A 23,007-nucleotide genomic window follows, 5' to 3' on the forward strand; every position below is an offset into this window, starting at 1 on the left:
AGGCCATGGCCCTTATTGCGCGCAGCGGGGCGAACAATTACGCACGCCCTCCGCTTTACCTTGACCGCGTCCCGTTAACCGGGCCAGGGTCCGCAAAATTTATCTACGCGGCCCCCGGGGGTGGCCGCGGGTCTCTGGAGGAAATATGTGGCGCGTTAAGTCGCTGGACGCGATTCTAGCAACGGCCGAGAAGAAGTCGCTGCATCGCTCGCTCGGTCCCATTCAGCTCACCCTGCTCGGCGTGGGCGCCATCATCGGAACCGGCATCTTCGTTCTGACCGCCGCCGCCGCCCAAAAGGCCGGCCCGGGCATGATGTGGAGCTTCGTGATCGCCGGCGCCGTGTGCGCCATCGCCGCGCTCTGCTACTCGGAACTGGCTTCGATGGTGCCGGTGTCTGGGTCGGCCTACACCTACACCTACGCCGTGATGGGCGAACTGCTGGCCTGGATGGTCGGCTGGGCCCTGATCCTGGAATACGCCGTCGCCGCCAGCGCCGTGTCGGTGGGCTGGTCGGGCTACTTCCTCGGCTTGATTGAGAACGCCCTGCACTTCCATTGGCCCGATCTCCTGCGATCCGGTCCCGCCTGGTCGATGAACGGCTTCGTGCCGGCCGCCGACTTCAGCAAGGGCATCGTCAACATCCCCGCCATCCTGGTGGCCCTGACGGTGACGGCCCTGCTGGTGCGCGGCACGACCGAAAGCGCCCGCGTCAACGCCATCCTGGTGGTGATCAAGGTGACGGCCCTGACGGCCTTCGTGATCCTGACCATCCCGGTGCTGAAGACCGGCAACTTCTCGCCCTTCACCCCCAACGGCTGGTTCGGCCCGCACGGGACGACGGGCATGGGCGTGGTCGGCGCCGCCGCCTCGATCTTCTTCGCCTATGTCGGCTTCGACGCGGTCTCGACCGCCGCCGAAGAGACCAAGAACCCGCAGCGCAACGTGCCGATCGGCCTGATCGGCAGCCTGGGCATCTGCACCGTCTTCTATCTGCTGGTCGCCGCGGGCGCGATCGGCGCCATCGGCGCCCAGCCGGTGCTGGCCCTGGACGGCTCGGTCGTCCAGCCCGGTTCGGCCGCCTTCCAGGCCGCCTGCGCCACCGCCGCGAACGCTGACCGCCTGGTCTGCTCGAACGAAGCCCTCGCCCACGTCCTGCGCGAGATCAACTGGCCCGTCGTCGGCAACCTGCTGGGCCTGGCCGCCAACCTGGCCCTGCCCTCGGTCATCCTGATGATGATCTACGGCCAGACCCGGATCTTCTTCGTCATGGCCCGCGACGGCCTGCTGCCGCAGAGCTGGGCCACCATCCACCCGAAGTGGAAGACGCCGCACGTCGTGACGATCTTCACCGGCGTCTGCGTCGCGATCGCCGCCGCCTTCTTCCCGGTGGGCCAGCTGGCCGACATCTCCAACTCCGGCACCCTGTTCGCCTTCTTCATGGTGGCGATCGCGGTGATGGTGCTGCGGGTGAAGGATCCGAACCGTCCGCGTCCGTTCAAGACGCCGGCGGTCTGGATCATCGCGCCCCTGGCGATGGTCGGCTGCGCGGGCCTCTACTTCAACCTGCCGCTCGAGGCGATGGCCGTCCTGCCGATCTGGGGCGGGCTGGGCCTGGTGATCTATTTCGCCTACGGCTTCCGCAAGAGCCACGTGGGTCGCGGCATCACCGACGAGGTCCACGAACTGGACGCCGACGCTCCGCCCACCGGCGTTCCCGGTCAGGACTGAGATTAGGACTTGAACAGGCGTTCATAACGCTTAGTTCGGACGGGCGGAGATCCTCGGGTCTCCGCCCGTTTTCGTTTCGGAGTTTCCTTAAAGGATTTGGCCGCATGACCGACATGCCCATCCGCGCCGTCATCGCGCCGGTCACGCCGCTGCAGCAGAACTGCACGATCGTCTGGTGCGCCAAGACCAAGAAGGCCGCGGTGATCGATCCGGGCGGCGAGATCCCGCGCCTGATGAAGGCGATCGAGGACCAGGGCCTGACCCTGGAGAAGATCTGGATCACCCACGGCCACATGGACCACGCCGGCGGCGCGGCCGAGCTGAAGCGTCTGACCGGCGTCCCGATCGAGGGGCCGCACAAGGACGACCAGTTCTGGATCGACCGCATCCAGGAGAGCGGCGAGATGTACGGGATCCCGGAGGCCCGCATCTTCGTCACCGACCGCTGGCTGGACGACGGCGACGTGGTCACCCTGGGCGAGACCCAGTTCGAGGTGCTGCACTGCCCGGGCCATACGCCGGGTCACGTGATCTTCTTCCACCGCCAGGCGCGCTTCGCCCAGGTGGGGGACGTGCTGTTCAAGGGCTCGATCGGCCGCACCGACTTCCCGCGCGGCAATCACCAGGACCTGCTGGACGCCATCACCGGCAAGCTGTGGCCGCTGGGCGACGACGTCCAGTTCGTGCCGGGCCACGGCCCGATGTCGACCTTCGGGGCCGAGCGCCGCTCCAACCCGTTCGTCAGCGACCTGGCGATCGAGGCGATGAACGTCCAGGGCAAGGACTACGAAGCCCCGGTGAACCGCTCGCCGGGCTAAGGCCGGCCCAGGTCCTAGTTCGGAGGCCCACGCCGCATCGGCCGCTCGGCCTCGCTGAGCTTGCCGTCCTTGTCGGTGTCGAGGGTCTCGAAGCGGGCCTTGCTGGCGGCCAGGGCCTCGGCCAGCGTGACCTTGCCGTCGTGGTCTGCGTCCATCGCGCTCCAATCGCCGCCACCGCCGCCCGGCCGCGGCCCCACGTCGGGCCGCTGGGCGCGGAATTCTTCCATCCGCTTCTGGATCGCGGCCAGTTCGGTCGCGTCGATCACGCCGTCCTGGTTGGCGTCCATGCGCTGGAACCGAGCCTTGGCGGCGTCCTCGAATTCCTGGGCGCTGATCACCCCGTCGCCATTGGCGTCCTGATTGCCGCGCGGCCCTTGGGCCTGGGCCAGGCCGGCGGTGGAGGCCAGGAGAAGGACGGCGAAACCCGTCGGCATTAGGCGGGACATGCTTGTCTCCAAACAACAATTGCGGGGATTGGTCGCATGCGCGGGTTGCGTCCCTGTTGCAGGCGTGAAATCTGCACGAGACGGGGGCGTGGAAAGAGCAAGTCATGGAAAGTTCGCAAGATCCCGCGACGGCCTCCGTCGCCGCCCCCGCATCCGGCCAGAACACCGACCCGGCGCGCGGCGCCCGCATCCTGATCGTCGACGACGATCCCGGCATCCGCGACGTCGTGGCCGATTTCCTGGGCCGGCACGGCTACACCATCGACACCGCGTCCGATTCCCGGACCATGGAGCAGGCCCTGGCCCGCGGGCCGGTCGACCTGATCGTCCTGGACATCATGCTGCCCGGCGAAGACGGCCTGGCCATCTGCCGCCGTCTGTCGGCCGCCGACGGGCCCGCCATCATCATGCTGTCGGCCATGGGCGAAGAGACCGACCGGATCGTCGGCCTCGAGCTGGGCGCCGACGACTACCTGCCCAAGCCGTGCAATCCGCGCGAGCTGCTGGCCCGCATCCGCGCCGTGCTGCGCCGCCGGCAGGAGCCGCGCACGGTCGATGACGGCATGGGCGCGGCCTGCGAGTTCGCCGGCTGGCGCCTGGACCTGGTCCGCCGCGAACTGCGCTCGCCGCAATCGGTGGTGGTCAACCTGTCCAGCGGCGAGTTCTCGCTGCTGCGCGCCTTCGTCGAACGCCCCCAACGCGTGCTGACCCGCGACCAGCTGCTGGACCTGGCCCGGGGCCGCGAAAGCGACGCCTACGACCGGGCCATCGACGTCCAGATCAGCCGGCTGCGCCGCAAGCTGGACGACGGCGGCGGCGGCGAACTGATCCGCACGATCCGCAGCGAAGGCTACATGTTCACGTCCAAGGTGACCCGCACTCCATGAGCGACCGCGTGCGGGTGAAGGGGCCGAGCAGCGCGCCGCTGTTCGTCCAGGCCCTGGGCCTGGTCATCGTGACCCTGGTGGCGGCCCAGTTGATCGCCATCGCCGTGGTCTTCAACCTGCCCGCCCCGCCGCCCGAGATCTATCGGATGAGCGAGATCGCCCGCGCCCTGAAGGGTCCGGCGACCGTCCAGCCGCGCGACGGGCGCCTTCTGGTGCTCCGCCGCAACGTCGGTCCGATCCGGGGCTTGGTCGACAACCGGCGCCGCGCCGAGTTCAAGACCGCCCTCGCCAGGGAGATCGGCGTCGATCCCGCCCGGATCGAGATGGACATCGACACCGGCCCGCGCTTCTTCGTCCGCGCCCAGAAACGCACGTTCGTCCAGGATCTCCCCCGGGATGTCCGCCACCGTCCGCCGGAAGGCCCCGGCGGTCCGGACGGTCCGGTCGGCCCTGGTCCGCGAGGCGGCCCCGACGGGCCCGGCGGGCTTGGACGTCCCGGCGGCCCCGGAGGCCCGCCGGGTCCCGCCGGACCGCCTCGCATCTTCCAGTTCGATGGCCCCCGCGACGAGCCGTTCATCGTCGGCGACTTCAAGGTGGCCGTCCATCAGGACGACGGGCGCTGGACGATCGTCGAGCCCAAACCCGCCATCCGCTTCGACAGCTGGCAGCAGCGGATTCTGCTGATCCTGGCCCTGTCGGTGCTGTGCGTCTCGCCCCTGGCCTGGCTGTTCGCGCGCCGGCTGTCGGGTCCGATCAGCGCCTTCGCCGGCGCGGCCGAGCGCCTGGGCCGCGACCCGCGCGCCGCGCCGCTGGCCCTGCACGGCTCGTCCGAGGTGATCGCCGCCGCCCAGGCCTTCAACATGATGCAGGAGCGCCTGCGCCGCTATGTCGAGGACCGCACGGCGATGATCGGCGCGGTGGCCCACGACCTGCGCACGCCCCTGACCCGCCTGCGCTTCCGCATCGAGGCGGTGCCGGACGACGTCCGCGCCAAGCTGGCCTCCGACATCGACCAGATGGAGGCGATGATCGCCGCCACCATGGCCTTCGTCCGCGACACCACCCGGCCGGCCGAGCGCACCAAGCTGGAGCTGGCCTCGCTGCTGGAAAGCATCATCGACGAGGCCGCCGAGACCGGCGGCCAGGCGTCTGTGGAGCTGGGCGAGAAGATCATCATCGACGGCGATCCCGTCGCCCTTCGCCGCCTGCTGACCAATCTGGTCGAGAACGGCCTGAAGTACGGCGGCGCCGTGCAGGGCCGGGTCCGCGCCGAGGGCCGCCTGGCCGTGGTCGAGATCGACGACAACGGTCCCGGCATCGCGCCCGCCGAGCTGGACCGTGTGTTCGAGCCGTTCTTCCGCAGCGAGCCCTCGCGCAACCGCGAGACCGGGGGCATCGGACTGGGCCTGGCCGTGGTCCGTTCGGTGGCCCGCGCCCATGGCGGCGACGCCACCCTGCACAACCGCCCCGAAGGCGGGCTGCGCGCACGTGTCGAGCTGCCGTTCTAGGCCGGATACGCAGCCGACAAGGAAGCCCCCGATTTGTTTCGGGCGCGCAAAAGCTGCGCCATACGCAGGACATCCCGGGCGTCATTGATCAGGCCATGCAAACCTTCACCAGCCTCCGCGCCACCTGCATCCTGATGTTCGCCGCCCTGTGCCTGGGCGCCTGCGCCTCCGGTCCGCCGCAGGACGGGCCGCGCGGCGACTGGGGCAAGGCTCCGCGCCCCCGCCCGCCGGAAGAGGGCGAACCGGGCGGACCGCCGCGCCAAGCCCGTCCGCAACTGTTCATCAGTCCGGCCGGCGAGCCGTTCCGCGCCGAGCCCGGCGCGCCCTACCCCGTCGTCGCCTGGTTCTCGGGCGCCGACGCCGACCACGACGGGGCCCTGACGCGCGACGAGTTCGTCGCCGACGCCCTTCGGTTCTTCGACAGGATCGACAGCGACCATAACGGCGTCATCGACGGCTTCGAGGTCTCGACCTACGAAACCAAGGTCGCGCCGGAGATCCTGCAGGGCTTCCAGGGAGACGGCGGCGGTCGCGGCGGTCAAGGCGGCCGGCCCGGCGGCGGACGTCACGGCGGTCGCGGCGGATCGCCTCCCGGTGGCGGCGGCGGATTCCCCGGCGGCCTCGGGCTCGCCGGCCAGGACGACGGACCGCCGAGCGGAGGCCGTCGTCGCGGCGGCGGCATGATGGGCGGCATGCTCCAGGGCGCGACGCCCTACAGCCTGTTGGCCGAGCCGGAGCCGGTCATGGCGTCCGACGGCGACTTCGATCGCCGCATCACCCGCGCCGAGGCCACCAAGGCGGCCAAAGCCCGCTTCGCCCTGCTCGACAAGGACGGCGACGGTCGGCTGCACCTGGCCGACCTGCCCCAGACCCCGGTCCAGGCCCGGCTCGAAGGCCCGCGCCCCGAAGGCAAGCCGCCGMGTCGCTAGCTGACCAGCCCGGCGATGATGTTGATCCCCAGGGCCAGCACGGCGGTGTTGTAGAAGTACGAGCAGACCGCCTGGGCGGTGACCAGGTTGCGCAGCTTGGCGGTCAGCACGTTGTTGTCCGACACCTGGAATGTCGCCCCGATGCTGAAGGCCAAATAGACGAAGTCCAGATAGGTGCGGGCCGGTTCGCCGGGGAACAGAAAGCCCGGCTTGCCCGTTCCGTCGCCGAAGTGGCGATGGGCGTAGTGCAGCGTGAACACCGAGTGCAGGACGATCCAGGACAACACCAGGGTGACCCCGGCGCAGGCCGCGGTGATCGCCTGGATTTCCGGCCCCGCCGACTTGGCGTGCAGCATCGCCGCCACCACCGCGACCAGGCTGGACAGGATCGCCATCAGCACCAGCAACAGAATCTGCGAGGGCTTTTCATCCTCCGCCGCGGCCCGTCGGCGCACTTCGGCCTCGTCGGCGGTGAGGAAGAGATGCCAGGTGGTCGTTACATAAACCAGCGCGCAGACATCCCAGCCGATGAGCAAATGCGTGCTGACCGGAGCATTTAGGTGACGCGCGGCGAGCCAACCCAAAACGCCGGCCAGACCGGCCGCCCATAGCCGCCAATGGCGCGATATTGCTGCGCTTTCAGGTTTTTTCGCCCGGGCTTTCGTCATGCTTTTTGCCTCTCCGTCGCAGGCCTAACGCGAAACTCTGCAATTTTGTCTCGCCTGTTGGGTGAACCGAACGCGACTTCACCGGTTACTTCACTGGAACACGCTGAAGGACGCCATGACCGACCCCGACGCCCCGCCGCCGATCGAGCCCTCGCGACCCGAGTACGACCCGGGCTCCCAGCCCGACGAAGTGCCGATGAACGAGCCGCCCGTCCAGCCCGGCGACGACCGGCCCTATGACGCCCCGCCCGCGCCGTTCCCCCCCGTGACCAGTCCCGATTAGGAGCAACCTATGGACCTCGACACCGAACGGCCCCGCGGCCGCCGAGGCTTCGCCGCCATGGACCCCGAACGTCGTCGCGAGATCGCGCGCAAAGGGGGGGCCAGTGTTCCCAGTGAAAAGCGCAGCTTCGCCAAGGACCGCGACCTCGCGGCCAACGCGGGCCGCAAAGGCGGCTCCTCGTCGCGTGGCGGCGGGCGCCTGTCCGGGCGCGACGCCTGATCTGAAGCGCGCCGCGGTCCTAACCCTTCCAGGGTTGGGACCGCGGCCGCTTTCCGATGTGAATTCCGCCCGCCTCAGCCGGCCAGGGCGAAGACACCGAAGCTTGGGCTGTCGCTGATCCAGCGCGCCGCGACCTTCCAGCCCGCGCGCCGGGCCAGGTCCACGAACATTTCCGGGGTGTATTTGTAAGAGTTCTCGGTGTGGATCGTCTCACCGGCCTCGAACCGGATCTCCCGTCCCGCCACGCGCGCGGTCTGGTCGACACGACTGACCAGATGCATCTCCATGCGGCTTTCCTCGGCGTTCCAGGCGGCGCGATGGTCGAACGCATCCAGATCGAAGTCCCCGCCCAGCTCCGCATTGATCCGCGCCAGCACGTTCTTGTTGAACGCCGCCGTCACGCCCTGGGCGTCGTCATAGGCGGGCACCAAGACGTCAGGGCTCTTGGCGATGTCCACCCCGACCACGAACATGGCGCCGTCGCCGAGCAGTTCGTGCGCGCCGCGCAGGAACTCCTCGGCCTCGGGCGGCGCGAAATTGCCGATCGTCGAGCCCGGGAAGAAGCCGGTCACCGGCCGCCCCCGCGCCGCCGCCGGCAGCCGGACCGCGCGGGTGAAGTCGTCGACCAGCGGGGCCACCGTCAGGCCCGGATAGTCCCGGCGCAGCGCCTCGCTGGCCTCGTCCAGCGCCGACTTGCTGATGTCGATCGGCACATAGACGCCCAGCTGCGGCATGGCGTCCAGCAGCAGGCGGGTCTTGGTGCTGGCTCCGCTGCCGAACTCGACCAGGGCCGCGCCCTCCATCACCCGGGCGGCGATCTCGGGCGCGATGCGGCGCAGCAGCGCCGTCTCGGTGCGGGTGGGATAGTATTCCGGCAGCTCGCAGATCGCCTCGAACAGGCGCGAGCCCTCGGCGTCGTAGAAGTACTTGGCCGGCAGGGTCTTGCGCGCGGCCGTCAGGCCGGCCAGGGCGTCGTCCAGGAAGGTCGAGGCCTGGAGGGTTTCACGGTCCGAGGTGCTGGCGTCGTCGGCCAGGCGCACGCTCGTGAAGGCCCAGCGCTGTGCCGGATGGAAGAAGTTGCGATACGACGGCCGCGTGTGGCCGGGCGGGCTTTCGACCGCCCCGCCCCGCAGGACCATCTGGTTGATCATGAACTTGCCGTTGTATTCGCCCAGCGCGCCCGCGCCGGGCTTGAAGCCCGGATAGGCGACATAGGGGCTGGCGGTCCATTGCCAGGCCTCGTCGGACGTCTGGCGCAGCCCCTGGCCTTCAGTAGCCGTGACGGCGGCCTCCCATTCGGCCTCGGTCGGCAGCCTGCGGCCGCACCAGGCGGCGAAGGCGGCCGCCTCGTAGTAGCTGACATGACCCACGGGCGCGTGCGGATCGACGGGGCGTCGGCCCGACAGGGTCATGACCGACCAGGCGCCGCCCTCCTCCCGCCGCCAGTAGAGCGGCGCTTCCCAGGCCTGCTCGTTGACCGCGGCCCAGCCGTCGGACAACCACAGGTCGGCCCGGCGATAGCCGMCGTCCTCGATGAAGGCCAGCCACTCGCCGTTGGTCACCAACCGGTCGGCCAGGCGATAGGGCTCGAGATAGACCTTGTGACGCGGCCGCTCGTTGTCGAAGGCGAAGCCGGGCCCCTCGTCGCCGATTTCGACCAGTCCGCCCTCGAAGGCCAGGTAGCGGGCGGCGCCGGCGACCGGGCGCGCCGGTGGGGCCGCGTCGCGATAGGCCGGCTGCAGCGGCGATTGAGCGAACAGATGCAGCAGGTCCATCAGGATCAGCTCCTGATGCTGCTCCTCGTGGGCCAGGCCCAGGTCGAGGCGCTCGATCACCTCCGCCGTCGGCGTGGTGGTCAGCAGCCGGACCATGGCCGCGTCGACATGGGCGCGATAGGCCCCGACCTCGTCGGCGGACGGACGCGTGATCAGGCCGCGAAGGGGCCGCGGCTGKCGGGGCCCGACGGCCTCGTAATAGGAATTGAACAGATAGGCGAAGGCCGGATCGAAGACCCGATAGCCCGGCAGGAAGGGCGTCAGCAGGAAGGTCTCGAAGAACCAGGCCGTATGGGCGCGATGCCATTTGACCGGGCTGGCATCGGGCATCGATTGCGCGCCCTGGTCCTCGGGCGAAAGGGGCTTGGCCAGGGCCTCGGTGCGCCGACGGACCGCCAGATAGCGATCCACCAAGGCGATGGCGCGGGCCTCCGAGGCCTCGCGTGCAGGGGTATCGTCGGGACTCATGCGCTCTCCTGGCGGCCCTGCCTCGGGGAGCTTGCGCCGCCCGATGAGCTCAACGAATAAGCAACTTGAGTGTTCCCCCCTCGCCGTTCAAGCGGCGCCGGGAATAAAAAGTGAACGACGATCGAAGAACGTCGCCCCGACCACCGCGGGGCTAGAGCAGGAAGGGCTCGGGACCGTCGTCGATGGGCAGCATCACCGGCGGCGGGCTCTCTGTTTCAGGCGCGGCTCTGGTCGGCCTGACCGGTCTGGCCGGCGCCTTGCGCAGCAGCCGCCCCACCCTCTGCAGCAGTTGTTCGTCCTTGAACGGCTTGGCCAGGAAATCCCGGGCGCCCAGGGTGATCGCCTTTTTCACGTCGTCGGGCTGGTTGCGGGCGGTCAGCACCATGGTCGGGGTGTTCAGGCCCTCCTGGCGCATCTTGCGCAGCACGCCGAAGCCGTCGAGCCGGGGCATGTTGATGTCCAGCACCAGGGCCGACGGCCGCAGTTCATGCAGCCGCTTGAGGCCCTCGAAGCCGTCGCGGGCGAAATAGGTGTCGTAGCCCGCGATATCGAGGCGGGTGGTGATCAGGTCGAGGATGATCGGATCATCCTCGACGATCAGGATACGCGTGCGGCCCACCTCACGCCTCCGCGAGGTCGAGGTCGGCGCCCAGGTCGTCGGGGACGCCGTCCCAGCGCGTGAACCGGTCCACGGCCTCGACCAGATCGGCCGCCATGATCGGCTTGGAGACCAGACCGTCGAAGCCGTGGTCCAGGTCCGTCAGGTTGAGGTCGGTCTCCGCCGTGAAGGCCAGGATCGGCACGTCCTGGTTGGGGCCCGGCGTGTCGCGGATCTCGTGCAGGGCGTCGATCCCGGAGAGCCCGGGCATCCGCAGGTCCATCAGGATGCAGTCGAACGGTTCGAGCGCCGCGGCCTCGAGCGCGCCACGACCGTCGCCCGCCTCGGCGACCTCGGCCCCCATGTGCTCCAGCACGGTGCGCGCCAGCTCGCGATTGACGAAGTTGTCGTCGACCACCAGCACCCGGACGCCGTCCAGGCGCCGCGCATCCGCCACGGGCTCCAGCGAAGGCGCCTCGCCGCCCGGGCCCGTCGCCCGTCCAGCGGCGATGTGGAAGGTGAACACCGCCCCCTCCCCCAGGGTGCTGCTCACGGCGATGCCGCCGCCCATGGCCTCGGTCAGCCCCTTGCAGATCGCCAGCCCCAGGCCGGTGCCGCCGTGCCGGCGGGTGGACGAGGCGTCGACCTGGGAGAAGCGCTGGAACAGCTTGGTCTGCTGCTCGACGCTCATGCCCTCGCCGGTGTCCTCGACCCGCATCCGCAGCCGGGCCGCGTCCGGGTCGTAGGCGACGAACAGGCGCACCGCGCCCTGCCGGGTGAACTTGACCGCGTTGCCCACCAGGTTGAGCAGCACCTGGCGGACGCGGTCCGGATCGATCATCACCCGCTCGGGCAGCTCGCCTTCCGCCTGGCACTCCAGCCACAGCCCCTTGGCGTCGGCCTGGGGGGCGAACAGGGCCAGGGCGTCCTGGGCCAGCGTCAGCGGCGAGACCGCGCGCGGCGTGATCTCGACCTGGCCGGCCTCGAGCTTGGAGAAGTCGAGCACGTCGTTGACGATCGCCAGCAGCGCCTGGCCCGCGCTCGACACGCGCTGCACATAGCGTTGGGACACCTCGTCCAGCTCGGGACGCTGGGCCAGCAGGCCCGAGAAGCCGATGACCGCCGTCAGAGGGGTGCGGATTTCGTGGCTCATATTGGCCATGAACTCGCCCTTCACGACCGCGGCCGCCTCGGCCTCGGCGCGGGCGGCGGCGAGGGCCTCCTCCTGGGCGACCTGGGCGGTCACGTCGCGGATCACGTCGAGGAAACCCGTCGGCGCATCGGTGGCCGGATCGCGCAGCAGCGACGGGTTGGATTCCAGCCAGACCTCGCGGCCGGCGGTCTTGTGCGAGACGCGCCAGCGGACGCGCCCGGCGGAGCCGCCCTTCAGCAGGTTGCGATAGACCCGGCGCACGCGCACGCGCTCCTGCGGGTGGGCGAGGTCGGCGGCGCCGCGCCCGATCACCTCGGCGGGCGCGTAGCCGGTCAGCTCCTGGCAGGAGGCGGCCACGAAGGTGATCCTGCCGTCCAGGCCGGCCGTCAGGATCATGTCGGTGGTGTTCTCGGCCATCAGGCGATAGCGGGCCTCGCTGTCCTTCAGCGCGGCTTCGGCTTCCCGCCGGGCAGTCAGGTCCTCGATCTGCGAGATGAAGTAGCGCGGCGTGCCGTCGGGGTTGTCGACCCGCGACACCGCCAGCTGGATCCAGATGATCGAGCCGTCCTTGCGGATATAGCGCTTGTCCATCCGGTAGGTGGAGATCAGGCCGTTGTAGAGGTCGGTCACCAGGCTGAGATCGGCGTCCAGGTCGTCGGGGTGGGTGATGGCCTGGAAGTTCAGCGCCAGCAGTTCCTCGCGGCTGTAGCCCACCATCTCGCACAGCATCGGATTGACCTTCAGGAAGGCCCCGTCCAGCCCGACCAGGCACTTGCCGATCGGCGCGTGCTCGAAGGCGTTCTCGAACAGCTCCAGCTGTTCCTTGCGCTCGGTGATGTTACGGAAGACGTTGACGATCTCGGTCGCCCGCCCCTCCGGGTCGCGGACGATATGGGGATTGCCCTCGAACCACACCCAGCGGCCGTCGGCGGCCTGATAGCGGTGCTGTCGATTGGCCACCAGATCGGGAACCGAGCCCGTGAACAGCGGCCTGGAATTGGCGATCAGGCGTTCACGGTCGTCCGGATGCACCAACCGGTCGTACGGCGTGCCGACCAGGTCCTCGGGCTCGTAGCCCATCGTCCGGCAGGCGGGCGAAACATAGAGCAGCGTCCCGTCGAGAGCGCAGCGGACGATGACGTCCGAGGTGTTCTCGGCCAGGAGTCGATAGCGCGCTTCGCTGGCCGTCAGGTTCTCCAGATTGCGGACCTGCTCGGTCACGTCCTGGAACAGGCCGATCAGGGCGACGACCTGGCCGTGCTCGTCCAGCTCGCAACCGGCCTTGGACTGGACCATCCGCGTCTCGCCGTCCGGCCGGATCATGCGCGCCTGGAAGCTGGAGGTCGTCTTGCTGGCGATCGCCTCGGCCAGCCGATCGGAGACCAGACCCTGATCGTCCGGGTGGAAGGCCTCCAGGCCAGCCTGGTAGGTGAGGACATAGGTCCGGCGATCCACCCCCAGGATGTCGTAGAGCAGGTCCGACCAGTAGACCTCGCCGGTGACGACGTCGTAGCGCCAGTGCGCGACGCCCGACATGGTTTCGGCCAGCTTCAGCAGGCGCGCCTGCTCCCAGCGCACGCGGTTGACGCGCATCCGCTCCAGCTCGTCGACGACGATCCGCGCCAGGGCCCGCAGGCGGTCCAGCTCGCGATCAGTGGGGCGCGGGCGGGGCTTGGTGTCGATGATGCACAGCGTGCCGAGATTGTAGCCCTCGGGCGAGGTCAGCACGGCGCCGACATAGAAGCGCACGCCCATGTCGCCGACCACCGAGGGATAGTGGGCGAAACGCCGATCCAGAGCGGCGTCTTCCACGATCATCACCGTGTCGGGACCCTGCTCGATGGCCACGCTGCAGAACGCCTCGCTCCGGGGCGTCGAGCAGTCCGTCAGGCCCTGGCGCGACTTGAACCACTGGCGCTCTTCGTCGATCAGCGAGACCAGGGCGATAGGCGCGTCGAACAGGTCGCACGCCAGCTGGGTCACGCGATCGAAAGCGACGTCGGGCGAGGTGTCCAGGACGCCGTAGCTCTGGAGCGCCCGGATGCGCTTGGCTTCGTTGGGGTTCATGCTGCGCCTCCGAAGCGGGCAGCATGAACCGAAAGGTCCGCAAAACCGGTTAAGGCCGACCGCGACAATGGCGCGCGGGCCGTCGGGGCCAACCGCCGCCGGGCTCAGACCGGGCGGCGGCGAAGCCCGCTACGGACGCTTGGGGATCTCCAGGCCGCGCTGGACGGCCGGACGGGCCAGGCCCCGCTCCAGCCAGGCCGGCACGTGCTTGAGGCTGGCGTAGTCGACCAGGTCGCCAGCACCGTAGAAGCCGACCAGGTTGCGCACCCAGCCGAGGGTGGCGATGTCGGCGATGGTGTATTCGTCGCCCATGATCCAGTCGCGGTCGGCTAGTCGGGCCTCCAGCACGCCCAGCAGGCGCTTGGATTCGGCGACGTAGCGATCCCGCGGCCGCTTGTCCTCGTAGTCCTTGCCCGCGAACTTGTGGAAGAAGCCGACCTGGCCGAACATCGGGCCGACGGCGGCCATCTGGAAGAACACCCAGGCCAGGGTCTCGTAGCGCCGCGCCGGGTCGTTGGGCAGGAACTTGCCGGTCTTCTCCGCCAGATAGACCAGGATCGCGCCGGACTCGAACAGGCCCAGCGGCTTACCGTCGGGGCCGTCGGGATCGATGATGGCGGGGATCTTGCCGTTGGGGTTCAGCGACAGGAATTCCGGTCCCCAGGTCTCGTTCTTGCCGATGTCGATCGTGTGCGGCTCGTACGGCAGGCCGATCTCCTCCAGCATGATCGACACCTTGACCCCGTTCGGCGTGGGCAGGCTGTAGAGCTGCAGGCGGTCGGGGTGCTGGGCGGGCCAGCGCTGGGTGATCGGGAAGGCTGAGAGATCGGTCATGGTCGGCTCCGAAAGCAAAAGGCCGCCACTGCCAGCGCGGCCGAGCTTGTCAGATGGTCTCGCTCGGCGCGGCGACAAGGCGCCGGCCGTCGAAAGCGTCGCGCCTCAACCGCGCTTGGCCTTGGCCGGCGCGTCGGCCGGAACCTCGGCGTCCAGCACGGCCCGGATCTTGGCCGCCAGGGCCGGGCCCAGATAGGGCTTGTCGATCATCGGGAATTCGTTGGCCCACGACGCCGCCTCGTCGCCCACATAGCCGGACGTCAGCAGGACCTTCAGCTCGGGCCGCACCTTGAGCGCGGCATGGGCCAGCTCGACGCCGTTGACGCCGCCGGGCATGACGACGTCGGAGAACAGCAGGTCGAACGCCTTGCGGCTCTTCAGGCGCTTCAGGGCCGCCGCGGCCGTGTCGGCGGTCGTGACCTGGTAGCCCAGGCCCTCCAACGTCTCGACGGCCATGGCCAGCACCGCGGGATCGTCCTCGACCACCAGCACCCGTTCCGAGCCCCGGGCCGCTTCGGTCGTCTCGCCCCCGGCGCCGCGCTGGCTCAGCGCGGCCAGGCTCAGCGGCAGGGAAATCTCGAACGCCGCGCCCGCCCCCGGCGCGCTGGTCACCGTGACCTCGCCGCCCGACTGCCGCACGAAGCCGTAGACCTGGGACAAGCCCAGGCCCGACCCCTTGCCGATCTCCTTGGTGGTGAAGAACGGCTCGAAGATGCGCGAGGCCACGTCCGCGTCMATGCCCTGGCCGGTGTCGCGCACCGTCACCAGGATCCGGGGATCGTCCCCGCCGATCGACTTGGTGGAGACCGACAGCAGGCCGCCGCCCTCCATCGCGTCGCGGGCGTTGACCGCCAGGTTCAGCAGGGCGCTCTCGAACTGGGCCGGATCGAGGTGGGCCGGCAGCGCCTCGGCCGCCAGGCTCAGCTCGATGCTGATCGCCTCGCCGACCGCCTGGCGCAGCAGCGGCGTGAAGTCGGAGATCAGGACATTGAGGTCGACGGTTAGGGGATTGAGGCGTTGGCGACGCGAGAACGCCAGCAACTGCCGGGTCAGGGCTCCGCCCTTCTCGGCCGCCAGCCGCACGGCGTCGATCTGCCGGGCCAGCTCGTGCTGCTCGCCGGTCCGTCGCTTGATCAGCTCGATATTGCCGAGAACAACCGTCAGCAAGTTATTGAAATCGTGGGCGACACCGCCGGTCAGCTGACCCACGGCCTCCATCTTGCGGGCATGGCTCAGTTGCTCTTCCAGCCCCCGGCGCTCGGTGTTGTCCAGCAACGTGCCGAACACCACCTGCCGGCCGCTCTCCTCGTCCTGGGCCAGGACGCCCTGGTCGATCAGCGAGCGGTAGGACCCGTCGGCGCACTGCCAGCGGTATTCGCAGCTGTAAGCGCCGGACTTCCGGGCCTCGGCCTGGGCGCGCACCACGATGTCGACGTCGTCGGGATGGACCCGGCTGATGCCGAACTCGGCCGAGGCCAGGAAATCCTCGGCCGAAAAGCCGGTCAGTTCGATCACGTTGCCGCCGACGAACAGCGGCTCGTAGGGCGCGTCGGCCGTGCGCGAATGGAACACCACCGGCAGGGCGCGGAGGATCGCCTCCTGGCGCTCCTGGGTGCGGCGCAAGGCCCGCTCCGCGGCCAGTTTCTCGGCGTGGATCCGGGCGTTCTCCTCGATCAGCAGGCGACGGCTCTCCGACTGCTGTTCCAGCTCCAGGGTCTTGATGTGCAGGTCGACCAGCACCTGCACCTTGGAGCGCAGGATGAAGGGGTCGACCGGCTTGAACACCACGTCGACGGCGCCCGCCGAATAGGCCTTGAAGATGTGGGCTTCGTCGCGGAACACCGCCGTCAGGAAGACGATCGGCACGTCGCGGTTGCGGCGCCGCTGGCGGATCAGCTCGGCCGTCTCGTAGCCGTCCATGCCCGGCATGTGCAGGTCCAGCAGGATCACCGCGAAGTCGTCGATCAGCAGGCGCCGCAGCGCCTCCTCGCCCGACCGGGCGACGATCAGCTCCTGGCCCAGCGTCTCCAGGGCCTGGATCGCGGCGAAGGCGTTGCGCTCATCGTCGTCGACGATGAGGATCCTCGTCCTTGGTCGATCCTCKGGCGGCGGGGTCGCCTGATGCTTTACCGCGGGTACGGTCATTGCGCTGCGGTGCTGTGGATGGCGACGACGTTGTCTCCGGCCAGGCGCTGGGCGTCCGTGCGCTGGACCGAGACCCGCAGGACCGAGATCAGCTGGTCGATGTCCACGGGCTTGGACACGTAGTCCGAGGCGCCCGCCTGGATGCACTTCTGGCGGTCGCCCTTCATCGCCTTGGCGGTGACGGCGATCACCGGCAGATCGGAGAACCGCGATCGGGCCCGGATTTCACGCATGGTCTCGTACCCGTCCATGTCGGGCATCATGATGTCGACCAGCACCATATCCACCGACGGCAGGCTGTCGAGCAGCTCCAGGCCTTCGCGGCCGCTCTCGGCGTAGCGGAGTTCTATGCCGTATTCCTCCAGGGCGCTGGCCAGGGAGAAGATGTTGCGGATGTCGTCGTCGATGACCACCGCGGTCAACCCCGTCAGGACGGCGTCGGCGTGGCGGCTGTGGGCGATCATCGCCTTGGCCGGGCTGGACAGGCGCTCCAGCGGCGCGTGCAGCGACATGGTGACGTGGTCGATCAGCTGCTCGGGCGTACGCGCCAGGCGGGCCAGACCGGAGAACACCGCCAGGCGCAGCCGACGGTCCTCCTCGGGATCCAGGTCGTCGGGCGCGTAGAGCACCGCCACCCCCGACGCCGCACCGCGCTGCTTCAGGGTATCGATGAACGGGCCGACCGGCCCGGCGCCGACGTCGATCACCAGGCAACCGCCCTCTTCGACGAAGGCCTCGTCCGGCAGGTCCGCCAGGACGGGAACGAACTTCACGGCCCCGATCGCCTCGCGCAGCGTATCGGCGGCTTGGCCCTCGCCGCCGACCAGGATCGGGGCTCGGCCGGTCTCGGCCACCAGCTTCTTGACCTTCTCCAGCGTCGAGGCCACCGCCTCGCGCTCCACGGGCTTGCTGGTGAAGCCGAAGGCGCCCATCGACAGGCCAAGCCCGCCGTGGTCGTCGGCCGAGATCACCTGAACCGGGATGTGGCGGGTGTCGGGCGTGCGCTTGAGCAGGTCCAGCAGGGCCAGGCCGTCCATGTCGGGCAGGCCGATGTCCAGCATGATGGCGTCCGGCGAGAAGCGGCGGGCCAGGGACGGCACGGCGGATCCCTCGCCCGTCACCACGCCCTTGAAGCCGCCGTCGCGGACCAGGGACAGCAGGATCGAGGCGAAGCGGGTGTCGTCCTCGACGATCAGGATCACCGGATCGCCGGGCTCGATCTGCTCGCGGTCGTCGACCACGGTCTCGGCCGGTTCGACCGTGCCGGCCTCGGTCGTCGACAGACGGAAGGTCTGGACCGGCGAGATGGCGGGACGCAGCGGCTGGGCCGGCTGGGGCAAGGCGGACGGGCTGAAGTTGAGCGGCAGGTACAGGGTGAAGGTGCTGCCCTGCCCCGGCGTCGAGACGACCCGCAGCTCACCGCCCAGCAGACGGGTGATCTCGCGGCTGATCGACAGGCCCAGGCCCGTGCCGCCGTACTTGCGGCTGGTGGTGCCGTCGGCCTGCTGGAAGGCCTCGAAGATGATCCGCTGTTTGTCCTCGGGAATGCCGATGCCGGTGTCCTCGACCGAGAAGGCCAGCACCTGGCCGGCCTTGTTGAGGTGGTCGTTGCCGCTGGCCCAGCCGTCTTCCGCCCGGGCGATGCCCAGGCGCACCGAGCCGGCCTGGGTGAACTTGAAGGCGTTGGACAGCAGGTTCTTGATCACCTGCTGCAGGCGCTTGTCGTCGGTGTACATCGAGCGCGGCAGGGCCGGGTCGATGTTGATCGAGAAGTCCAGCTTCTTGTCCTGGGCCAGCTGCGAGAAGGTGCGGTCGGTCTGGTCGCGGAGGCTGGCGAACGACATCTCGCCGATGTCGAGGGTGACCGTGCCGCTCTCGATCTTCGACAGGTCCAGGATGTCGTTGATCAGGCCCAGCAGATCGGCGCCGGCGCTGTGGATGTTGCGGGCGAACTCCACCTGCTTGGCGCTCAGGTTCCCCTGCGCGTTCTCGCTGAGCATCTTGGACAGGATCAGCAGGCTGTTGAGCGGCGTGCGCAGCTCGTGGGACATGTTGGCCAGGAACTCGGACTTGTACTTCGAGGTCAGGGCCAGCTGTTCGGCCTTCTCCTCCAGCGCCGCCTTGGCCTGCTCGACCTCGGCGTTCTTGGCTTCCACCTGCTTGTTCTGGGCCGACAGCAGGACCGCCTTGTCCTCCAGCTCGGCGTTGGTCTGCTGCAGTTCGTCCTGCTTGGAGCGCAGCAGTTCTTCCGATTGGCGGAGGGACGCGGCCTGCAGTTCCAGGCGGTCGTTGGTCTTCTTCAGCTCCTCCTGCTGGGCCTGGAGTTCGGCGGTCAGCAGCTGGGACTGCTCGAGCAGGCCTTCGGTCCGCATGTTGGCGGCGATGGTCGACAGCACGATGCCGATGGATTCCATCAGCTGGTCGAGGAAGGCCTGCTGGGTCTCGTTGAAGGTGCCGAAGGTGGCCAGCTCGATCACAGCCTTCAGCTCGCCTTCGAACAGGGCGGGCAGGACGATGATGTTCTGCGGCGCGGCCTCGCCCAGGCCCGAGCTAATCTTGATGTATTCGGACGGGACGTTGGTCAGCAGGATGCGCTGGCGCTCGGCGGCGCACTGGCCGATCAGGCCCTCGCGCTGGCGCAGGCGGGCCGGCGGCCGGTCGCCCGGGTTCGAGGCGTAGCTGGCGGCCAGGTTCAGCACCGGCTCACCGTTCACGTCGTGGTCGGAGACGTAGAACACCCCGTGCTGGGCGTTGATCAGCGGGGCCAGTTCCGACAGCACCAGGTTCGACACGGTCGACAGGTCGCGCTCGCCCTGCAGCATCCGGCTGAACCGCGCCAGGTTGGTCTTCAGCCAGTCCTGCTCGGTGTTCTTCAACGTCTGATCCTTCAGATTGCGGATCATCTCGTTGATGTTGTCCTTCAGGGCGGCCACTTCGCCCGACGCTTCCACGGTGATCGACCGCGTCAGGTCGCCCTTGGTCACGGCGGTGGACACCTCGGCGATGGCGCGGACCTGGGTGGTCAGGTTGGCGGCCAGTTCGTTGACGTTGTCGGTCAGGTCGCGCCACAGGCCGGCGGCGCCCGGCACCCGCGCCTGGCCACCCAGCTTGCCTTCCGAACCCACTTCGCGGGCCACGTTGGTCACCTGGTCGGCGAAGGTGGCCAGCGTCTCGATCATGCCGTTGATGGTGTCGGCCAGCGAGGCGATCTCGCCCTTGGCGTCCAGGGTCAGCTTGCGCTTCAGGTTGCCCTGGGCGACCGCGGTCACGACGTCGGCGATGTTCCGCACCTGGCCGGTCAGGTTGGCGGCCATCATGTTGACGTTGTCAGTCAGATCCTTCCAGGTGCCGGCCACGCCGGGCACCTGCGCCTGGCCGCCCAACTTGCCTTCCGTGCCGACTTCGCGCGCCACCCGGGTCACTTCCGAGGCGAAGCCGTTCAGCTGGTCCACCATGACGTTGATGGTCGACTTCAGCTCCAGGATCTCGCCCTTCACGTCGACGGTGATCTTCTTGGAGAGGTCGCCCTTGGCGACGGCGGTGGTGACGTCGGCGATGTTGCGGACCTGACCGGTCAGGTTGGCGGCCATGAAGTTGACGTTGTCGGTCAGGTCCTTCCAGGTGCCGGCCACGCCCTTCACCTGGGCCTGGCCGCCCAGCTTGCCTTCCGTGCCGACTTCGCGGGCCACCCGGGTCACTTCCGACGAGAACGAGTTGAGCTGGTCCACCATGACGTTGATGGTGTTCTTCAGCTCCAGGATCTCGCCGCGCACGTCGACGGTGATCTTCTTGGACAAGTCGCCCATGGCGACGGCGGTGGTCACCTCGGCGATGTTCCGCACCTGGCCGGTCAGGTTGCCGGCCATCAGGTTGACGTTGTCGGTCAGCTCCTTCCAGGTGCCGGCCACGCCCTTCACCTGGGCCTGGCCGCCCAGCTTGCCTTCCGTACCCACTTCGCGGGCCACCCGGGTCACTTCCGAGGCGAAGCCGTTCAGCTGGTCCACCATGACGTTGATGGTGTTCTTCAGCTCCAGGATTTCGCCGCGCACGTCGACGGTGATCTTCTTGGAAAGGTCGCCGTTGGCGACGGCGGTGGTGACCTCGGCGATGTTCCGCACCTGGCCGGTCAGGTTGCCGGCCATGAAGTTGACGTTGTCGGTCAGGTCCTTCCAGGTGCCGGCCACGCCCTTCACCTGGGCCTGACCGCCCAGCTTGCCTTCCGTACCCACTTCGCGGGCCACCCGGGTCACTTCCGAGCTGAACGAGTTCAGCTGGTCCACCATGGTGTTGATGGTGTTCTTCAGCTCCAGGATTTCGCCGCGCACGTCGACGGTGATCTTCTTGGAGAGGTCGCCCATGGCGACGGCGGTGGTCACCTCGGCGATGTTACGAACCTGGCCGGTCAGATTGCCGGCCATCAGGTTGACGTTGTCGGTCAGCTCCTTCCAGGTGCCGCCGACACCGGTGACGTTGGCCTGGCCGCCCAGCTTGCCTTCCGTACCCACTTCGCGGGCCACGCGGGTCACTTCCGAGGCGAAGGCGTTCAGCTGGTCCACCATGACGTTGATGGTGTTCTTCAGCTCCAGAACCTCGCCCTTCACGTCCACGGTGATCTTCTTGGAGAGGTCGCCCATGGCGACCGCGGTGGTCACCTCGGCGATGTTACGGACCTGGCCGGTCAGGTTGCCGGCCATGAGGTTGACGTTATCGGTCAGGTCCTTCCAGGTGCCGGCCACGCCTTCCACGCGGGCCTGGCCGCCCAGCTTGCCTTCCGTACCCACTTCGCGGGCCACGCGGGTCACTTCCGAGGCGAAGGCGTTCAGCTGGTCCACCATGGTGTTGATGGTCGACTTCAGCTCCAGCACCTCGCCCTTCACGTCCACGGTGATCTTGCGCGAAAGGTCGCCGCGGGCCACGGCGGTGGTCACCTCGGCGATGTTACGGACCTGGCCGGTCAGGTTGCCGGCCATGAGGTTCACGTTATCGGTCAGSTCCTTCCAGGTGCCGGCCACGCCCTTCACGTTGGCCTGACCGCCCAGCTTGCCTTCCGTACCCACTTCGCGGGCCACGCGGGTTACTTCCGAGGCGAAGCTGTTGAGCTGGTCCACCATGGTGTTGATGGTGTTCTTCAGCTCCAGAACTTCGCCCTTCACGTCCACGGTGATCTTGCGGCTCAAGTCGCCGTTGGCGACGGCGGTGGTGACCTCGGCGATGTTCCGCACCTGGCCGGTCAGGTTGGCGGCCATGAGGTTCACGTTGTCGGTCAGGTCCTTCCAGGTGCCGGCCACGCCCTTCACCTGGGCCTGGCCGCCCAGCTTGCCCTCGGTGCCGACTTCGCGCGCCACGCGGGTCACTTCCGAGGCGAACGAGCCCAGCTGACCCACCATGGTGTTCACGACCTTGCCGATGCGCAGGAACTCGCCGCGCAGGGGGCGTTCCTCGTTCTCCAGATCCATGGTCTGGGAAAGGTCGCCCTTGGCGGTGGCGCCGATCACGCGGGCCATTTCGGCGGTCGGGTGGACCATGTCGGTGATCAGGTTGTTGACCGCCTCGACGCTGTCCGCCCACGAGCCCGTGGCGCCCGGCAAACGAGCGCGATGATTGATCTTGCCTTGCTTGCCGACCACGTCGCCGAGGCGTTCGAACTCTTTCGAGATTTGATCGTTCAGGTTGACGGCGTCGTTGAACGCCTCGGCCAGTTCACCGTCCAGGCCGGACAGGTCGGTGGGGAGCCGCACCGAGAAGTCGCCGCGCCGGAAGGCGCGTAGGGCGGCCAGGAGCTGGTGGTTGTCGAGCCCGCGCTGCTGCGCCTTGGACTGTGCCGCCGGCATTGAACATACTCCACGTCGAAATCGTTCGATCACGTGGGCGGCGCTAGATGAGACGATGGTCCAGGCCTTTGAAGCGGTTCACGCTCTCGACAACCTAGACCGGTCCTCATGACCCCCCGAACGGGTCCAACGCGGGGGCAAATCTTTGGTTCCGCTTTACGGTGAAGCTTTTTCGGGCGGCGTGCGGCCGGCCTAGCGGGCCAGCTTCGCGCGAACCGAGACTTCGACCTTGTCGACCCCGCGCAGGGCGTCGCCGGAGGCCTCCAGCTGGCTCTTGAAGACGTGCAGGTCGCCGGTGTCGATGCGCCTGATCTTCTTGTCGCGCGCCCATTCCAGCCCGATCGTCTGGCCAAGCCGGCAGGCCTTGGGCAGCAGGGCGGCGTACTCGCTGGGACCGCCGCGGGCCAGAAGCTTGCCGACGATGTCGTTCCAGTTCGGCGAGCCTGGAAAGCACATCGGCAGGTGATCGCAATCGCCGGTCCAGAACCGTCGGTACCAGCGCTGATGCAGCGCCGTGTCGAACCTCAAGGCGGCCGGATCCAGCTGGGACCGGCAATCGGCGCGGACATAGTCCTGGGCTTGGGCGCCGCCGGCCAGGCCCAGCGTCAACGCGGTCAGGAGAGCGGTCACCGCCCCACGATACGCCATG

16 protein-coding genes are annotated in these 23,007 nt (G+C 68.6%); 7 read left to right on the plus strand and 9 right to left on the minus strand.

The window, feature by feature from the left end; genetic code table 11:
• Positions 1 to 145 precede the first annotated feature (145 nt).
• Both AC1U89_RS13325 and AC1U89_RS13330 read left to right on the plus strand, forming a co-directional pair.
• Positions 146 to 1,729, plus strand: coding sequence for an amino acid permease (locus AC1U89_RS13325; RefSeq protein WP_479900176.1), 1,584 nt, complete (start codon positions 146 to 148; stop codon positions 1,727 to 1,729).
• Positions 1,730 to 1,833: 104 nt separating this feature from the next.
• Positions 1,834 to 2,547 carry an MBL fold metallo-hydrolase gene (locus tag AC1U89_RS13330; protein WP_029916382.1) on the plus strand — a complete coding sequence of 238 codons (714 nt, stop codon included), beginning with the start codon at positions 1,834 to 1,836 and terminating at the stop codon, positions 2,545 to 2,547.
• Between the two features lie 14 nt (positions 2,548 to 2,561).
• Here the strand turns inward: AC1U89_RS13330 and AC1U89_RS13335 are convergent, their stop codons facing one another.
• Positions 2,562 to 2,993, minus strand: a complete 432-nt coding sequence (locus AC1U89_RS13335; protein ID WP_479900177.1) for an EF-hand domain-containing protein — start codon at positions 2,991 to 2,993, stop codon at positions 2,562 to 2,564.
• Between the two features lie 104 nt (positions 2,994 to 3,097).
• On the opposite strand from AC1U89_RS13335, the gene AC1U89_RS13340 reads away from it, so the two are divergent.
• From AC1U89_RS13340 to AC1U89_RS13350, 3 genes are all read left to right on the plus strand, one after another.
• A complete protein-coding gene (locus AC1U89_RS13340; protein WP_479900178.1) occupies positions 3,098 to 3,880 on the plus strand; it encodes a response regulator in 783 nt (260 codons plus the stop codon).
• Positions 3,877 to 5,388, plus strand: a complete 1,512-nt coding sequence (locus AC1U89_RS13345; protein WP_479900179.1) for an ATP-binding protein — start codon at positions 3,877 to 3,879, stop codon at positions 5,386 to 5,388. Before AC1U89_RS13340 ends, AC1U89_RS13345 begins: the two co-directional genes overlap by 4 nt.
• A 95-nt stretch (positions 5,389 to 5,483) precedes the next feature.
• Positions 5,484 to 6,317, plus strand: coding sequence for a hypothetical protein (locus tag AC1U89_RS13350; protein WP_479900180.1), 834 nt, complete (start codon positions 5,484 to 5,486; stop codon positions 6,315 to 6,317).
• Here the strand turns inward: AC1U89_RS13350 and AC1U89_RS13355 are convergent.
• Positions 6,314 to 6,985, minus strand: a complete 672-nt coding sequence (locus AC1U89_RS13355) for a DUF1345 domain-containing protein (RefSeq protein ID WP_479900181.1) — start codon at positions 6,983 to 6,985, stop codon at positions 6,314 to 6,316. The genes AC1U89_RS13350 and AC1U89_RS13355 overlap by 4 nt on opposite strands.
• A gap of 115 nt (positions 6,986 to 7,100) precedes the next feature.
• On the opposite strand from AC1U89_RS13355, the gene AC1U89_RS13360 reads away from it, so the two are divergent.
• Positions 7,101 to 7,268: a hypothetical protein gene (locus AC1U89_RS13360; RefSeq protein WP_197026748.1), complete on the plus strand. Its 168-nt coding sequence runs from the start codon at positions 7,101 to 7,103 to the stop codon at positions 7,266 to 7,268.
• Positions 7,269 to 7,277: 9 nt separating this feature from the next.
• Positions 7,278 to 7,487 carry a KGG domain-containing protein gene (locus tag AC1U89_RS13365; RefSeq protein ID WP_012285637.1) on the plus strand — a complete coding sequence of 70 codons (210 nt, stop codon included), beginning with the start codon at positions 7,278 to 7,280 and terminating at the stop codon, positions 7,485 to 7,487.
• 74 nt (positions 7,488 to 7,561) lie between these two features.
• Here AC1U89_RS13365 and egtB read toward each other — a convergent pair whose 3' ends face one another.
• The 7 genes from egtB to AC1U89_RS13400 all read right to left on the minus strand — a co-directional run bounded on the left by egtB (position 7,562) and on the right by AC1U89_RS13400 (position 23,006).
• Positions 7,562 to 9,730 (minus strand): ergothioneine biosynthesis protein EgtB, encoded by a 2,169-nt coding sequence (gene egtB / locus AC1U89_RS13370; RefSeq protein WP_479900182.1) that lies wholly within the window; start codon positions 9,728 to 9,730, stop codon positions 7,562 to 7,564.
• A gap of 151 nt (positions 9,731 to 9,881) precedes the next feature.
• On the minus strand, positions 9,882 to 10,349 hold the full coding sequence (locus AC1U89_RS13375) for a response regulator transcription factor (RefSeq protein WP_479900183.1): 468 nt from the start codon (positions 10,347 to 10,349) through the stop codon (positions 9,882 to 9,884).
• Position 10,350: 1 nt separating this feature from the next.
• Positions 10,351 to 13,548, minus strand: coding sequence for a PAS domain S-box protein (locus AC1U89_RS13380; protein WP_479900184.1), 3,198 nt, complete (start codon positions 13,546 to 13,548; stop codon positions 10,351 to 10,353).
• Between the two features lie 129 nt (positions 13,549 to 13,677).
• Positions 13,678 to 14,382 carry a glutathione S-transferase N-terminal domain-containing protein gene (locus AC1U89_RS13385; protein ID WP_479900185.1) on the minus strand — a complete coding sequence of 235 codons (705 nt, stop codon included), beginning with the start codon at positions 14,380 to 14,382 and terminating at the stop codon, positions 13,678 to 13,680.
• A 105-nt stretch (positions 14,383 to 14,487) separates the two neighbouring features.
• On the minus strand, positions 14,488 to 16,527 hold the full coding sequence (locus tag AC1U89_RS13390; RefSeq protein ID WP_479900186.1) for a response regulator: 2,040 nt from the start codon (positions 16,525 to 16,527) through the stop codon (positions 14,488 to 14,490).
• Positions 16,524 to 22,358: a hybrid sensor histidine kinase/response regulator gene (locus tag AC1U89_RS13395; RefSeq protein WP_479900187.1), complete on the minus strand. Its 5,835-nt coding sequence runs from the start codon at positions 22,356 to 22,358 to the stop codon at positions 16,524 to 16,526. Before AC1U89_RS13395 ends, AC1U89_RS13390 begins: the two co-directional genes overlap by 4 nt.
• Positions 22,359 to 22,550: 192 nt before the next feature.
• Entirely contained in the window at positions 22,551 to 23,006 is a 456-nt protein-coding gene (locus tag AC1U89_RS13400) for a hypothetical protein (RefSeq protein WP_479900188.1), read from the minus strand.
• Position 23,007: the final 1 nt, after the last annotated feature.

The organism is Caulobacter sp. 05T431 (genome assembly GCF_056665975.1).